The sequence below is a fragment of the Aestuariivivens insulae genome, assembly GCF_022662195.1.
Classification (GTDB): Bacteria; Bacteroidota; Bacteroidia; order Flavobacteriales; family Flavobacteriaceae; genus Aestuariivivens; species Aestuariivivens insulae.
The window spans coordinates 119,775-133,881 of sequence record NZ_JAKMCS010000002.1; the positions used below are offsets into that span (position 1 = coordinate 119,775).

The window sequence follows — 14,107 nt, forward strand, 5'->3', positions numbered from 1 at the left end:
CTTAAGTAGGTTAATTAATAGTATATTTTAATTGATTTATGTTATTTCCCGTTCTTAGTTACTTTTGTCCCCATGTAATCTTGAACGGTTCTAAAACCTATATAACATCTTGCTGAATCTGCATATTCGTAGTCTCGCGTACTAACTTGTAAAAAATATGCAACATCTTTCCACGATCCGCCTCGTACTACTTTACGTTGGTTTTTAATATCGTTAACACTTGGATTAACTGTTGAAACGTATTCGTATGATGATGGATCGAAAGAATCGTTTACCCATTCTGAAACATTACCTGCCATATTGTACAGGTTGTAATCGTTAGGTTCGTATGCATCGGCCTCTACGGTATACAGTGCCTGGTCTGCAGCATAATCGCCACGTACGGGCTTAAAGTTAGCCATAAAACACCCTCTGTCGTTTTTCGCATAAGGCCCTCCCCATGGGAATGTTGCTCCACGCAAACCACCTCTTGCGGCATATTCCCACTCGGTTTCAGATGGTAATCTGAATGAATTCACAAAGTGAGCACCTTTTTTACTTTTTTGGTAGGCATTTTTATTAAGTGTACGCCACTGGCAAAATGCTTTGGCTTGCGCCCAGGTTACTCCAACTACAGGATAATCTCCATAGGCATCGTGCCAAAAGTAGTCGTTGTGCATTGGCTCGTTATAGGAATATGAAAAATCCCTAATCCAAGTGGTCGTATCTGGATACACTTCAATAGCTTCTTTTATTATGGCGTCCTTACGACGTAAAGACTTATTTTTAGCTACTTTTTGAATATCCATATAAGTATACTGGAACTTAAATTTTTTCACATCCCAAGTACGTTGCCCGTTATAGGATTCCTCAATAGGCAGGTACATGGTATCCATGACTTCGGAATAATATTCATCTGGGTATTCTGCAGTATCAAATATTAAATCGACATCGTGGTTTAATTTATAGCCTTCATATGGATCTTCACCCAATCCAAAATAGTTATCGTGCATGTACTTTTCGTAGGCAGTCATGTTGGCTGTATCTGCATCCTTAAATGCAAATTCACCAATACCTCCATCTTCTGGAGTTAATCCAACCTCATCGGCCAAAATGGCTAATTTGGTTCTAATAATGGAATCCCTTACCCAATTTACAAATTGGCGGTACTCACTATTAGTTATTTCGGTCTCATCCATATAAAAGGCCCTAACAGTAACTGTTTTAGCAGGTGCATTATGCACTCCGGCCAAATCGTCATCTGCTTTACCCATAGTGAAAGCGCCTCCTGGAACTAGTTCCATTCCATAAGGCTTTTCCGGATGCCAATTCTTTCCTTTTACACCAACTAGTTCGCCTCTATCTTTAGAGCCACAACTTGCGAACAGTGTTAGTAATGTGGTTAATAATATAAACTTCTTCATATCCATAGAAAACTCGAGGTTAATTAATCAGCTTTAATTTTGAGAGCGTAAACATATCTATATATTTTTTAAAAAGCAACTTTTTTTCGAAAAAAAATACCTTTTATCGTGAAAAAAAAGCATTTCATCGATGATATTGACGTTTTATGTGCTTACTCTCCTAAACACAATTCTTTTGAAATGCTTTGTACCAGCGGTCTGGAACTACATTATTACAAGCATCTTTATAATCTTGGTGCATGCAAGGTAATAACGTATGTCTTTTCAATTTATTATTGACCTCGGCCAAAAAAGGGATCTCAATCCACCAACGCCCTGTCTTGTTACTTTTATAAAAGACCAATTCTTGCTCTTCTACCAAGGTTATAAACTTTTGATAATTATCCACCTCTGAAAAATCATCGTCCTTAACCCTAAAGTTATAGCCTTCTATGAAATACCAGATCATTTGCGCTATGAGCATTGAAGTTATCTCATCGTCTTTTGAAGGTTTGTATTCATATATACCAAAAGAGGATACCTTATTACTTATTCCCGCATAACGGGCAATGGCACATATTTCTTTACCATCTAATCCATTGGGCGAGTACTTTTGATTTAAACTTACCTCAGACCCCTTTACTGCACTTAAATCGATGCTCACCACATTAGCATCCCGCAATACGGGTTCAACAATAGTCACATCGCTAGATATTTGCCCAAGTCTATATGCTTCAAAATAGAGCTTATCCATTAAATCTATTTCTTCCTGCGAGTTAAAATAGGTTTGGTAACCTATTGTTGCATAGTTAAAGAGGTTATAGGGTTCATCTAATATAATCTTACCTACAAAACTGTTATTCTTTATAGGTTTACTAGAATCACCCAAATCAAACTTACTATCTACATTTACGATATTAACCATAGGGATAATATCATCGTAAGCCCTATAGTTGGCATAAGTAAGATCTTGTGTCCCTCCTATTATAACAGGAATTATATTTTTTTTTACTAATTCGGTAATTGCCGTTTTTAAAGCAAAGTAGGTATCCTCGACACTTTCTCCTTTATTAATATCCCCTAAATCGGCTACGGTGGTGGCCCAACTCCCTGGAAAAAGCTCGTAAAGTGATTTTCTTATTTCATGTAACTGAAATTCCTCCCCGATATAGTTTACATCATTCCTATTTTCAAGAACGCCAATAATTGCAATATTCACATCGTCTAAATCTGGCATACCGTGTTGGGCAGAATGGATGCGAAGTTTTTTTCCTAAGGCTTGGGTTGATAATAATTCATTGTGTGCAAGCACCAAATCTGAAACTGGTGAAAGAAAAGTAAAATTCATAACCAATAAATATATACGCTAAAATGATTGCTCCGTACATTTATGGAGCTAATGACACAAATATGAAAAGAATAAATGATTTTCACGCACTATTTAAAGCAAAATAATGCGTCTATATTCAGTATTAACCTTATTTCACTGTTTATTTTATCATTTCTGCTTACAGTAACTGTTACTGAATACTTTTCCAGCAAAGGTTCCTCGACACAAAATGAGACCTAACGATTAGCGATTGACGAATGATGATTGACGGTTAACGACTAATGACTAGTGATTAACGACTAAAAATACGCAAAAGTAAAAGGTGTGACAACTTTCTAAAGTTCCTCGCAAAGATGCCAAGATGCCAAGTACTGACAAACTACCTACAACGGCCAAAATTCCGCAAAAGCGATTGAAGCGGCAGCTTTTTTAAAATTTCATGCAAAGGTGCCAAGAGGTAATGAATCAAAACTTAAGATAATTTATTCAACCTACTACCTATTATAGCTCAAAATTTTAAAAAACTATAGCGGAAAGCGCGGTGGCTTGCCATTTGCCATAAAAAAACATGAAACATTATACCTACTATGCCCGTTTATTATTTTCTTGACAGGTAATTATTTCTTCTTAGTGGCACGCTTAGTTGCTTTTTTCTTGGGTGCATTGGCCTCGATAATGGCCTTTGCCTCTTCTAAAGTCATACTGGTAACATCAACTGTTTTTGCCAACTCTACTTTTACCTTGCCTTTTATAACATTGTGCCTGCCCCATCGTGCTTTTTCAACACGTATGCCTTCTGCGTCCCAGTGATGTATTAATTTATCTTTTTCTTTCTGAATCTTATCTTCTATCAATTCAACAATATCTCCTTCTGAAAGATTGTCCCAGTCGTACTTTTTGTTAACGTTAATGAACATATTGTTCCATTTTATAAATGGACCGAAACGTCCTTTGCCTTTTTGTACAGGCAAATCTTGATAGACATATATTGGGGCGTCTGCTTTTTTCTTTTCTTTAATAAGCTCAATGGCTTCATCTAGCTCAACACTTAATGGATCTACTCCTTTTGGCAGTGACACGAACGCCTTACCGTATTTCACATAAGGCCCAAAGCGACCATTATTTACCTCCACCTCTTCGCCTTCATAGGCTCCCAAGGATTTTGGCAATTCAAACAAATCCATCGCCTCCTCGAAGGTGATACTATTTAACTGCTGATCTGGGCTTAGACTAGCAAACTGTGGCTTTTCTTCGTCGTCTACAGTTCCTATTTGAACCATAGGTCCAAACCTTCCTAAACGCACACTTACTTGCCTACCTGTTTTGGGGTCGGTTCCCAATATACGCTCACCAGATTCACGGTCGGCATTTTCTTTAACGTCTTCTACTTGCGGATGAAAGTCCTTGTAGAACAATTTCATCATTTTGGTCCAGTCTTCCTTTCCTTCGGCGATATCATCGAAATCGGACTCTACCTTGGCTGTAAAATTATAATCTAAAATATGCTCAAAATGGTTAACCAAGAAGTCGGTTACAATCATACCTATATCGGTTGGCACTAATTTCCCTTTATCGGACCCTACTTTTTCGGTTAAGGTTTTGTCTTTAACAACGCCACCTTGTAGCGTTAATTGGGAGTACTTTCGTGCTTCTCCTTCTACTGTTCCTTTTTCAACGTAATTTCTATTTTGAATGGTCGAGATGGTAGGCGCATATGTTGATGGTCTACCAATTCCCAATTCTTCCAATTTTTTAACCAATGAAGCTTCGGTATATCGTGCTGGTGGACGGGTGTAGCGTTCTGTTGCTGTTATGTAATTATTATATAATGACTCATTCACCTTAAGTGCAGGCAACATGCCCTCCTGCTCTTCCGTTTCATCGTCGGTACCTTCTAAATACACTTTTAAAAAACCATCAAATTTAATAACCTCTCCGTTTGCCGTAAAGGTTTCATTATGGGTGGAAGCATCAATCTTCACATTGGTACGCTCTAATTGGGCATCGCTCATTTGTGAGGCGATGGATCGCTTCCATATTAATTCGTACAATCTGGCCTGGTCTCTATCGATAGCTATTGAAGAACGGGAAAAATCGGTTGGACGTATTGCTTCGTGAGCTTCTTGTGCCCCTTTTGATTTTCCTGTATAATTTCTTGGTTTGCTATAATTGCTTCCGTAAGTCTTTTCTATTTCTTTTTGGGCGCCTTGTCTGGCTTCGTCTGACAGGTTAACACTATCGGTTCTCATGTAGGTAATCAACCCCGCTTCATATAGGCGCTGTGCCATCGTCATGGTTTTACTTACCGAAAAGTATAATTTTCTGGAAGCTTCCTGTTGAAGTGTTGATGTTGTAAATGGTGCTGCTGGCGATTTTTTTGCTGGCTTCTTTTCTAAATTGGCCACCTTAAAATTGGCTGAAGCATTTTGTTCCAAGAATTTTTGGGCTTCTTCCTTGGTTGCAAAGTTTTTAGGAAGCTTTGCCCTAAAGGTTTGTCCGTCTTCATTTGAAAACTCGGCATCTATTCTATAAGAAGCTTGAGGTGCAAATTCCTGAATTTCGCGTTCACGCTCCACAATTAACCGTACCGATACCGACTGCACACGACCTGCCGACAAACCGCCTTTAACCTTGCGCCATAATACAGGTGACAATTCGTAACCTACTATTCTATCCAGTACACGGCGTGCTTGCTGCGCATCTACCAAATCGTAATCGATACCACGTGGATTCTCTATGGCTTTTTGAATGGCCGTCTTAGTAATTTCGTGAAAAACAATACGTTTTGTTTTTTCTTTATCGAGTTTTAATGTCTCTGCCAAATGCCAAGCTATGGCTTCTCCCTCACGGTCCTCATCACTGGCCAACCAAATGGTATCGGCATTTTTGGCAAGTTCCCTTAGTTTTTTTACAACCGATTTTTTGTCTTTGGAAACTTCATATTTAGGTTTAAAATCACCGTCAACATCCACACCCAATTCTTTTGAAGGCAGGTCGGATATATGCCCAAAACTAGATTCAACTTTAAAATCTTTTCCTAAAAATTTCTCTATCGTCTTTGCTTTTGCAGGTGACTCAACTATTACTAAATTCTTTGCCATACTCAATTTTTCAGGCTACAAATGTATGTGAAAATTTTTTTATGCACCTAATTTTATACCGCCAGACATACATTTTAAAGCAAAAAAAACCTGTACTTAAGATAATAAATACAGGCTTTAACTAATTTTAAATATATTTTATTCTGAAGTTTGACCTATTGAATCTATTTCATGTGTTTCATTAAAACCTATGGATTCCTTGTAAATAAAATATGCTGGCAAGTAAGCAAAACTAGCAGTTACAAGCACTCCTACAAAACACATTATCATACCAACCAACTGAGCTACAATTGAAGAAACCAACAACAGCCCAAAAGTTATCAGCCATTTTTTATTCCCCAATTTAAACCCAACTTTTACAATCTCTGAAGCTGTCAAATCTGGATTAAATGCATAGATCACATTTATCAGTGCTATAGGAACCATAACATAAAAGATAGGCAGTACACATAGAAGCGTAGCCACTAAACTAATACCAAATGTTATAGCTGCTAATTTTATGGTTTTTCCCAAATAAGGCCTTTTAAAAAAATAAAAATAATCGTCTGACCCTGCCTCGTTCAAGTCTTTAATCTTGCATATTCTATAAAAAGCCGATTTTAGCCCAAAGCCTATTATCATAGCGAAAAAAGAAAATATAACCATGAATATGTAGAACGGAATAAGGATTGCAAAATTAACATCTTGACCATGCTGAAAAATCTCTGGATCGAATAACCCCATAGCAATTAAAGGCAAATACATAATAATGTAGAATGGAATCATTAACCCGAAGGTCAACAACAACATAACCAACCCCTGCACCCATACTTTTTTAAACAGCTCGATTGACTTGTTAAAAATATCGCCAAAATCTAAGGCTTTGGCATTTTCAATTTTTTTTACAATAGCATTAGTTGCATCCATATTTAATGTATTAAATTTAATAATCTAGATTATCCCTTACGCCTATTTGGTCTATTTCACTCACATTGTCAAAACCTACTACATCTTTATAAATAAAGAATACAGGTAAATACACAATGGACATGGTAAATAGCAAGCCAATAACACACCCCAATATACCTAACATAGCTAAAATACCAGTCACGAATATGGTTCCGAAAGTAATCAACCATTTTTTGTTCCCAATTCTAAAACTGGCCTTTACAACTTCCATTTCGGTTAAATGTGGATTGTTAGAATACACTATAGCAAAATAGGACAAGGGTACAAAAACATAAATAAATGGGATAAACAGCATTAATTGGGCCACCGTACCTATCCCGGTATGGATAATACCCAACATTAACAACTTGGAAAAATGTTCTTTTTTGAAGAAATAGAAATAGTCATCCGTTACATTTTCATTTAAATAGGTTTGCTTGCATATTCTATAAAACCCTCCCATTAATACCAAAGACAAGGTCGTTAAAATAATATTCTGAGGAATTGAATAAAGTATATTAGTAGCCTGTAATTCAGCAAGCATTTCTACACTAAATCCATCTTCAAAATTATAAGCATAAGGTGAAAGCCCAACTATACCGAAAATAAAATTCACAACAAGGGCACATGCCATTAAGATTAAAACAACAAGAAAACCTTTTAACCATATTTTTTTAAAAAAATCAATAGAATCGGATATTATACTACCAAAATCCAGGGCTTTTGCATTGTTTATTTTATTAGTTAACGACTCCAGTGTATTCATAAATTTTGGCTTTGGTTAATTTGTTAGTGGTTAAAGATAAAAATTATCCATAAAAAAATCCTGTCGAAACAGGATTCTTACAAAATACGTCATCAATACTAATTATAATGAAAACGTACTGATTAACTGCACATCGTTTTCTAAGTATTCGTATTGGTAGATGGTATTATCTCCAATCATCAATAAAGCATTCTGAAGCGGAATGACATCTTTAGATTGAATATCCTTAATGGTTTTAACTGGTTTAACATCCAGAGGGTCTGCTTTACTGAACAACTTTAGGCCAGCCGTACCATCGCATACAAACAACATATTGCCCTTCACCCCTAACCCTTAAGGATTTCCCAAAGTATAACGCCCTACCAGTTCTGGAGATGCCTTATCGCTTATATCAATAACCTCCAAAACACTTTCCTGTTGTCCACAAGGGTTACCACCACGCAACGTTAAATAGGCATAGTCACCATCAACGACAACAGGATCACAACCTTGCCAATGTGTAAATTCTGAAATAAATTCTGGTGATGCCGGATTGTCCAAACCATAAATATACATCCCATTGGTACTTCCTAAATACAAATAGCCTTCGGCATGAAACATCGTTTCTATATTCCACCCTGCATACTGCGTATTTTTCAATACGGGAGTTTTTAAATTATCAATATTAAAGACATCCATTTTATGGTCTCCTACGGTATACAAATACTTATCAACTATCTGAAAACGCGCCAATGAACCACCCTGTCCAACAGTAGACTCTGCTGAAGCTAAAAAATTACCATCAAAGACCACATCTATAAGCTCCCCTCCTGTATTTCTATCTGCTTTTTTTCTAAGTTCCCGCTTTAATGTCCACCCAACGATAATCGCATTCTGATTGTCAAAGTCACCATAATCCAAAGCTTCGGCCTCAACAGGTATCTGGTAATCATAAAAATCGAACACATCCTCAAGGCGTTCTACCAATGCTACTGAATTAATACTAGAAATATCAAATACCAACAAATCGGTAGCGCTATCGGCATACAAATGATTGTCCTTAACCGAAATATCCTCATTTTTAGGAATCTCAATAAAAGCTATAGCATTGGGTTGTTCTGGTTGTGAATTATCGATAACATGAACCCCATCTACATCTCCTACAAAAATATAATCCTGATAGGCATAAATTTTACCAGCCTCTTCTATGGCTTGCGCCGATTTAATTGCAACCGACTTCCTAAAATCGGCCTTACTCATAATTTGGGGCGTCGCCACTTGAACAAATTCGTATTCAGAACCATCATTGTCACAAGAAAAAGCAACAACAAGAATCAAGGTTAAAAAAAGATAGTTTAGTTTCATAGTCAGTAGTTTTTATAACTATGATGCAAACAGATTAAAATAGTTGCGTTAAAATGTTTACTTTTTTTACAAACTATCAAAAAATTTAAAACTGCCACTTTGTCACAAAACACAAATTAATTGTATCTTTGCACCTGTCTTAAAGCAAGCAGGCATGAATATTGACCATTAGGGTTAACTCGAGTTTTATGGAAAAGATAATTGACGAAAAAAAACAAGGCGAATCGCTAATCTTAGAACAAAAAGATGGCAATACCCGCAAACTCTTTATTGAAAGTTACGGTTGCCAAATGAATTTTAGTGATAGTGAAATTGTAGCTTCAATATTAGCAAACGAAGGCTATAACACCACACAGCAATTAGAAGACGCCGATTTGGTTTTGGTAAATACCTGCTCTATTCGTGATAAAGCAGAACAAACCGTACGTAAGCGTCTCGAAAAATACAACGCCGTAAAAAAAATAAACCCAACCATGAAGGTTGGTGTATTGGGCTGTATGGCCGAACGCCTTAAAAGCAAATTTTTAGAAGAAGAAAAAATTGTGGATCTCGTTGTAGGTCCAGACGCTTATAAAGATTTACCCAATCTCCTTTCTGAAGTTGATGAAGGTAGGGATGCCATAAACGTTATCCTTTCCAAAGAAGAAACCTACGGCGACATTTCACCTGTGCGCCTTAACAGCAATGGCGTTTCCGCTTTTGTTTCCATTACACGTGGGTGCGATAATATGTGCACCTTCTGTGTTGTACCGTTTACCAGAGGTCGCGAACGCAGTAGGGACCCACAAAGTATTTTGGAAGAGGTGAACGACCTTTGGAACAAGGGTTACAAAGAAGTCACCCTACTAGGCCAGAATGTAGACAGTTATTTATGGTATGGTGGCGGATTGAAAAAAGATTTCGAGAAAGCCAGTGATTTGCAAAAAGCTACGGCAACCAATTTTGCAAACCTATTGGAACTTTGCGCCAAAGCACAACCCAAAATGCGTTTTCGATTTTCAACATCTAATCCGCAAGACATGACCTTAGATGTTATTGAAACCATGGCCCAGTACAATAATATTTGTAATTATATCCATTTACCGGTTCAAAGTGGCAGCAATCGCATTTTAAAGGAAATGAACAGGCAACATACCAGAGAAGAGTATTTTGAGTTAATAGACAATATTAAACGTCTTATCCCAGATTGTGCTATTAGCCAGGACATGATTGCCGGCTTCCCAACAGAAACTGAAGAAGATCATCAAGATACCCTAAGCCTAATGGAATATGTGAAATATGACTTCGGATTTATGTTCGCTTATTCTGAACGCCCAGGCACCTTGGCTGAACGTAAAATGGAAGACGACATTCCCGAGGACACCAAAAAACGCCGATTGAACGAAATTATACAGCTGCAACAAAAACACAGCCTCTACAGAACCCAACAACATGTTGGTAAAGTTGAAGAAGTATTGATTGAAAAGTCTTCAAAAAAATCGGATGCCCATTGGTCTGGACGTAACAGCCAAAACACCGTGGTGGTATTCCCTAAGGATAACTATAAAGTAGGCGATTTTGTAAATGTAAAAATAACCGACTGCACCAGTGCCACACTTATTGGTGAAGCGGTAGGGTTGTCAATGAACAATAGTTAATTAAAAATGAATAATAATCAACGAAAAATCAAAACATTATTCATTATTAACTATTAATTAATAATTATTCATGGAATCAGTTCAAGCCATAAAACAACGTTTTGGAATCATTGGGAATACCGCAGCATTAAACCGTGCTATTGAAAAAGCCATTCAGGTAGCCCCAACCGATATCTCGGTTTTGGTTACTGGAGAAAGCGGTGTTGGTAAGGAAAGCATCCCAAAGATCATACATCAACTATCACACAGAAAGCACAATAAATATATTGCTGTAAACTGTGGAGCCATTCCAGAAGGCACTATAGACAGTGAATTGTTCGGACACGAAAAAGGTTCTTTTACAGGAGCCACCCAAACCCGACAAGGCTATTTTGAAGTGGCCGATGGCGGTACCATTTTTTTAGATGAAGTTGGCGAGTTACCGCTTACCACACAAGTGCGCTTATTACGTGTTTTGGAAAATGGTGAGTTTATAAAAGTAGGTTCCAGTAAGGTTCAAAAAACCAATGTACGCATTGTGGCCGCTACCAATGTAAACATGTTCGAAGCTATCGAGAAAGAAAAATTCCGGGAAGATTTATACTACCGCTTAAGTACGGTGGACATTCATTTACCCCCATTACGAGATCGTCAGGACGATATCCATTTGCTGTTTCGAAAATTTGCCAGCGACTTTGCCATAAAGTACAAAATGCCAACAATTAAATTAACCGACAACGCCATACAGGTGCTTTTAAAACACCGTTGGAGTGGCAATATTCGTCAGTTAAGAAATATTGCCGAGCAGTTATCGGTTTTAGAACAAGATAGAACCATTACCGCCGAAACCCTACGCAGTTATTTACCAGCAACAGCCAGCACCAATTTGCCTGCAGTGATTAAAACCTCTAAATCTGAAAGTGATTTTAGCAGCGAGCGGGAAATTTTATATAAGGTACTTTTCGATATGAAAAGCGACCTTAACGATTTAAAGAAGCTCACCATGGAACTTATGAAATCTGGAAATGTTAAAGATGTTGAAAAAGACCATGAAGGCCTAATCCAAAAAATATACGGTAACGACGATTTTGAAGAGGGCGATGAATTTGAAGCCGCTAACGACACCCCAGAAGTATTGTCCATTCCCGAACACAGCCCAAGTACTGAAAACGTTTCAAGTGCCGACAAATACCACTTTGCAGAAGAGGTTGAAGAAGAGGAAACGCTATCGTTACATGATAAAGAATTGGAATTAATAAAAAAATCGCTTGAACGTCACAACGGAAAACGTAAATTAGCAGCTGCAGAATTGGGCATAAGCGAACGTACCTTATACCGAAAAATTAAACAATACGATCTATAAACAGTAGGCAGTTGCAGTCTCCGTTAATCGTATACGTTAGCGAGATGACAAAATAAATAATCCAAATTTGGCGGCTAGGGCGTCACACTGAGCGCAGTCGAAGTGCAGTCGAAGTGCTCTCAAAGCCACCAAAAATAAAAAACGAAAGGGTTAACAAAGTACAGACCAAGACATGAAACTATTAAAATACATTCTTTTACCATTAATTAGTTTAACCACTTATGGCTGTAAAGTCCAGTACGGTTTCACCCAACCCAGTTCAATAGAAGCCGACACCTTTCAAGTAAACCGATTTGAAAATACATCGCTATTGTTTGAACCTGGCTTAGATTTACAGTTTCAAAACACACTTCAGGATTTAATACAGGACCAGACTAACTATAGGCTGGAAACCTCTAACGCAGATCTAGTTTACGAAGGCGAAATAACCGATTACAGAATATCCCCTACTACTGCAACTTCAGACAATAGAGCCGCACAAAATAGGTTAACCATTACCGTAAAAGTTAATTTTTATAATAAAAACAACGAAGAGGACAATGTTGAAAACAAAACATTTTCATTCTTTTACGATTATCCTGGGAGTGCTCAACTTATAGGATCCCAAAAGGCAACAGCACACGAAGAGATTTTTGAACGCATAACCCAAGATATAGTTAACGCAACCTTGGCCAAATGGTAGCTTCGAGAGCACTTCAACTGCCGTTAGTGTGACACCCCAGCTACCAATTTTTAGACCTTGAAGAACACCATTTTGAGGGTTTAGCCCCTCGAAACCACCATGCTAAAAAGAAAAACATATATATTTGTTTTAATTAAAACAAGCCATTGAACAATAACGATTTTACATACGTATTACAGCACCCTCAGTCTATGACTCACCAACAAACTGAGGATATAAAATCTATTATCGACGCATTCCCTTATATGCAATCGGCAAGGGCTGTCTACCTTAAAGGCCTAAAAGATCAGAGCAGTTTAAACTATAACCAAGAACTAAAAATAACAGCAGCCTATACTACAGACCGAAGCATTCTATTTGATTATATTACTTCGGAAACCTTTATTCAAAATGAAATTTCGCAATTCATCAAACAAAATATCGAACACTTAAAAGATATTGTAGTTGATGCCCAACATATTTCAGCAAGCAAAAGTGTAGCTATAGATGATACGCTCAAGCAACAAATTGAAGACACCCAAGATGTACTGGATCCTTCTTTGTTTCAACCTAAGGAGGTTCGACCGCAAAAAACGGCAGCTTTTAGTCTAGACGAATCTGAAGCCATAGAACCTATAACCGAAAGCACCAAAACACAAGAAGTTTCTGCTGTGGATATATTGAATCTGGGACAACCCCTGCCTTTCGACAAAACAGAAACCCATTCCTTTAATGAGTGGCTCAAATTAACGCGCTACAACCCCATAGACCGTACGAAAGACAACAAAACGTCTGTTAACGTACCAAAACCAGTAGCGCCATCAGATGCCGAAAAAAGCAAAAAATTTAAGCTTATAGATAAATTCATTGCTAAAAACCCAAAAATAAACCCTACCACATCTACCGCCCCAAAAGGAAATTTAGCCAAAGCCCAAATGATACAGCCGGAAGCACTAATGACAGAGACTTTGGCCCGTATTTATGTGGAACAAAAGAACTACAAAAAAGCCATTCAATCTTATAAAATATTAAGTTTGAAATATCCAGAAAAAAGTGGTTTCTTTGCAAACCAAATTAAAGCAGTAGAACAATTACAAGAACAAAATAATAAAGAATAATGAGTACGTTTACAATATTTTTAGCATTAATCGTTGTAGTAGCGTTTTTGTTAGTGGTAGTCATCATGGTACAAAACCCTAAAGGCGGTGGATTATCGTCTTCATTTGGTGGCGGTGGCACACAACAATTAGGTGGTGTAAAAAAGACAACCGACTTCTTGGACAAAAGTACTTGGACTTTAGCAACCTTATTATTGGTATTGATCCTAGTTTCAAACGTGGCCATAAATAAAGGTTCAGAAAGCGAAGATTCAAAAGTATTGGATCCCAATGCACAAACCACACAGCCGTTGCCTACTCCAACGCCTGCAGCTAACACCAATACCGATGCTGCAACCAGTACCCCTGCTGACTCTACAACAGAATAACTTTAAAAGAACTAACAAAAAATGCCAACTCAACCAGTTGGCATTTTTTGTTTCTATACTAATTGCAATTTAAAATCGACACGCTATTTCACAGTGGCATCTGCAAGTTTGTCAGTTACCATGAGTTGGCA

Annotated in this window: 12 protein-coding genes; 5 read left to right on the top strand and 7 right to left on the bottom strand. The window is 37.5% G+C overall.

Annotated features, from left to right (window positions below):
- Positions 1 to 41: 41 nt before the first annotated feature.
- The 7 genes from porK to MR062_RS03245 all read right to left on the bottom strand — a co-directional run bounded on the left by porK (position 42) and on the right by MR062_RS03245 (position 8,850).
- Positions 42 to 1,403: a T9SS ring complex lipoprotein PorK/GldK gene (gene porK, locus MR062_RS03215; protein ID WP_242202641.1), complete on the bottom strand. Its 1,362-nt coding sequence runs from the start codon at positions 1,401 to 1,403 to the stop codon at positions 42 to 44.
- Positions 1,404 to 1,563: 160 nt separating this feature from the next.
- Positions 1,564 to 2,730, bottom strand: coding sequence for a formimidoylglutamase (locus MR062_RS03220; protein ID WP_242202642.1), 1,167 nt, complete (start codon positions 2,728 to 2,730; stop codon positions 1,564 to 1,566).
- 599 nt (positions 2,731 to 3,329) lie between these two features.
- Positions 3,330 to 5,813, bottom strand: coding sequence for a type I DNA topoisomerase (gene topA, locus MR062_RS03225; protein ID WP_242202643.1), 2,484 nt, complete (start codon positions 5,811 to 5,813; stop codon positions 3,330 to 3,332).
- 138 nt (positions 5,814 to 5,951) lie between these two features.
- A complete protein-coding gene (locus tag MR062_RS03230; RefSeq protein WP_242202644.1) occupies positions 5,952 to 6,719 on the bottom strand; it encodes a hypothetical protein in 768 nt (255 codons plus the stop codon).
- Positions 6,720 to 6,735: 16 nt separating this feature from the next.
- Positions 6,736 to 7,506: a hypothetical protein gene (locus MR062_RS03235; RefSeq protein ID WP_242202645.1), complete on the bottom strand. Its 771-nt coding sequence runs from the start codon at positions 7,504 to 7,506 to the stop codon at positions 6,736 to 6,738.
- A gap of 102 nt (positions 7,507 to 7,608) precedes the next feature.
- A complete protein-coding gene (locus tag MR062_RS03240; RefSeq protein WP_242202646.1) occupies positions 7,609 to 7,830 on the bottom strand; it encodes a hypothetical protein in 222 nt (73 codons plus the stop codon).
- A 9-nt stretch (positions 7,831 to 7,839) separates the two neighbouring features.
- Positions 7,840 to 8,850 (bottom strand): LVIVD repeat-containing protein, encoded by a 1,011-nt coding sequence (locus tag MR062_RS03245; protein WP_242202647.1) that lies wholly within the window; start codon positions 8,848 to 8,850, stop codon positions 7,840 to 7,842.
- A 188-nt stretch (positions 8,851 to 9,038) separates the two neighbouring features.
- Here MR062_RS03245 and miaB point away from each other — a divergent pair, with 188 nt between their 5' ends.
- The 5 genes from miaB to secG all read left to right on the top strand — a co-directional run bounded on the left by miaB (position 9,039) and on the right by secG (position 13,976).
- Positions 9,039 to 10,487 (top strand): tRNA (N6-isopentenyl adenosine(37)-C2)-methylthiotransferase MiaB, encoded by a 1,449-nt coding sequence (miaB, locus tag MR062_RS03250; protein WP_242202648.1) that lies wholly within the window; start codon positions 9,039 to 9,041, stop codon positions 10,485 to 10,487.
- A gap of 70 nt (positions 10,488 to 10,557) precedes the next feature.
- On the top strand, positions 10,558 to 11,829 hold the full coding sequence (locus MR062_RS03255; protein WP_242202649.1) for a sigma-54 interaction domain-containing protein: 1,272 nt from the start codon (positions 10,558 to 10,560) through the stop codon (positions 11,827 to 11,829).
- Positions 11,830 to 12,001: 172 nt separating this feature from the next.
- Complete coding sequence (gene lptE / locus MR062_RS03260) at positions 12,002 to 12,511, top strand: LPS assembly lipoprotein LptE (RefSeq protein ID WP_242202650.1); 510 nt, start codon at positions 12,002 to 12,004, stop codon at positions 12,509 to 12,511.
- Positions 12,512 to 12,657: 146 nt separating this feature from the next.
- Entirely contained in the window at positions 12,658 to 13,608 is a 951-nt protein-coding gene (locus MR062_RS03265; protein ID WP_242202651.1) for a hypothetical protein, read from the top strand.
- A complete protein-coding gene (gene secG / locus MR062_RS03270; protein ID WP_242202652.1) occupies positions 13,608 to 13,976 on the top strand; it encodes a preprotein translocase subunit SecG in 369 nt (122 codons plus the stop codon). The genes MR062_RS03265 and secG overlap by 1 nt, the downstream gene beginning before the upstream one ends.
- Positions 13,977 to 14,107: the final 131 nt, after the last annotated feature.

Coding starts and splice junctions, on each gene's coding strand:
- topA (WP_242202643.1), bottom strand. CDS start 5,813: ATGGCAAAGAATTTAGTAATAGTTGAGTCACCTGCAAAAGCAAAGACG.
- MR062_RS03245 (WP_242202647.1), bottom strand. CDS start 8,850: ATGAAACTAAACTATCTTTTTTTAACCTTGATTCTTGTTGTTGCTTTT.
- MR062_RS03255 (WP_242202649.1), top strand. CDS start 10,558: ATGGAATCAGTTCAAGCCATAAAACAACGTTTTGGAATCATTGGGAAT.
- secG (WP_242202652.1), top strand. CDS start 13,608: ATGAGTACGTTTACAATATTTTTAGCATTAATCGTTGTAGTAGCGTTT.
- MR062_RS03235 (WP_242202645.1), bottom strand. CDS start 7,506: ATGAATACACTGGAGTCGTTAACTAATAAAATAAACAATGCAAAAGCC.
- lptE (WP_242202650.1), top strand. CDS start 12,002: ATGAAACTATTAAAATACATTCTTTTACCATTAATTAGTTTAACCACT.
- MR062_RS03230 (WP_242202644.1), bottom strand. CDS start 6,719: ATGGATGCAACTAATGCTATTGTAAAAAAAATTGAAAATGCCAAAGCC.
- miaB (WP_242202648.1), top strand. CDS start 9,039: ATGGAAAAGATAATTGACGAAAAAAAACAAGGCGAATCGCTAATCTTA.
- porK (WP_242202641.1), bottom strand. CDS start 1,403: ATGAAGAAGTTTATATTATTAACCACATTACTAACACTGTTCGCAAGT.
- MR062_RS03220 (WP_242202642.1), bottom strand. CDS start 2,730: ATGAATTTTACTTTTCTTTCACCAGTTTCAGATTTGGTGCTTGCACAC.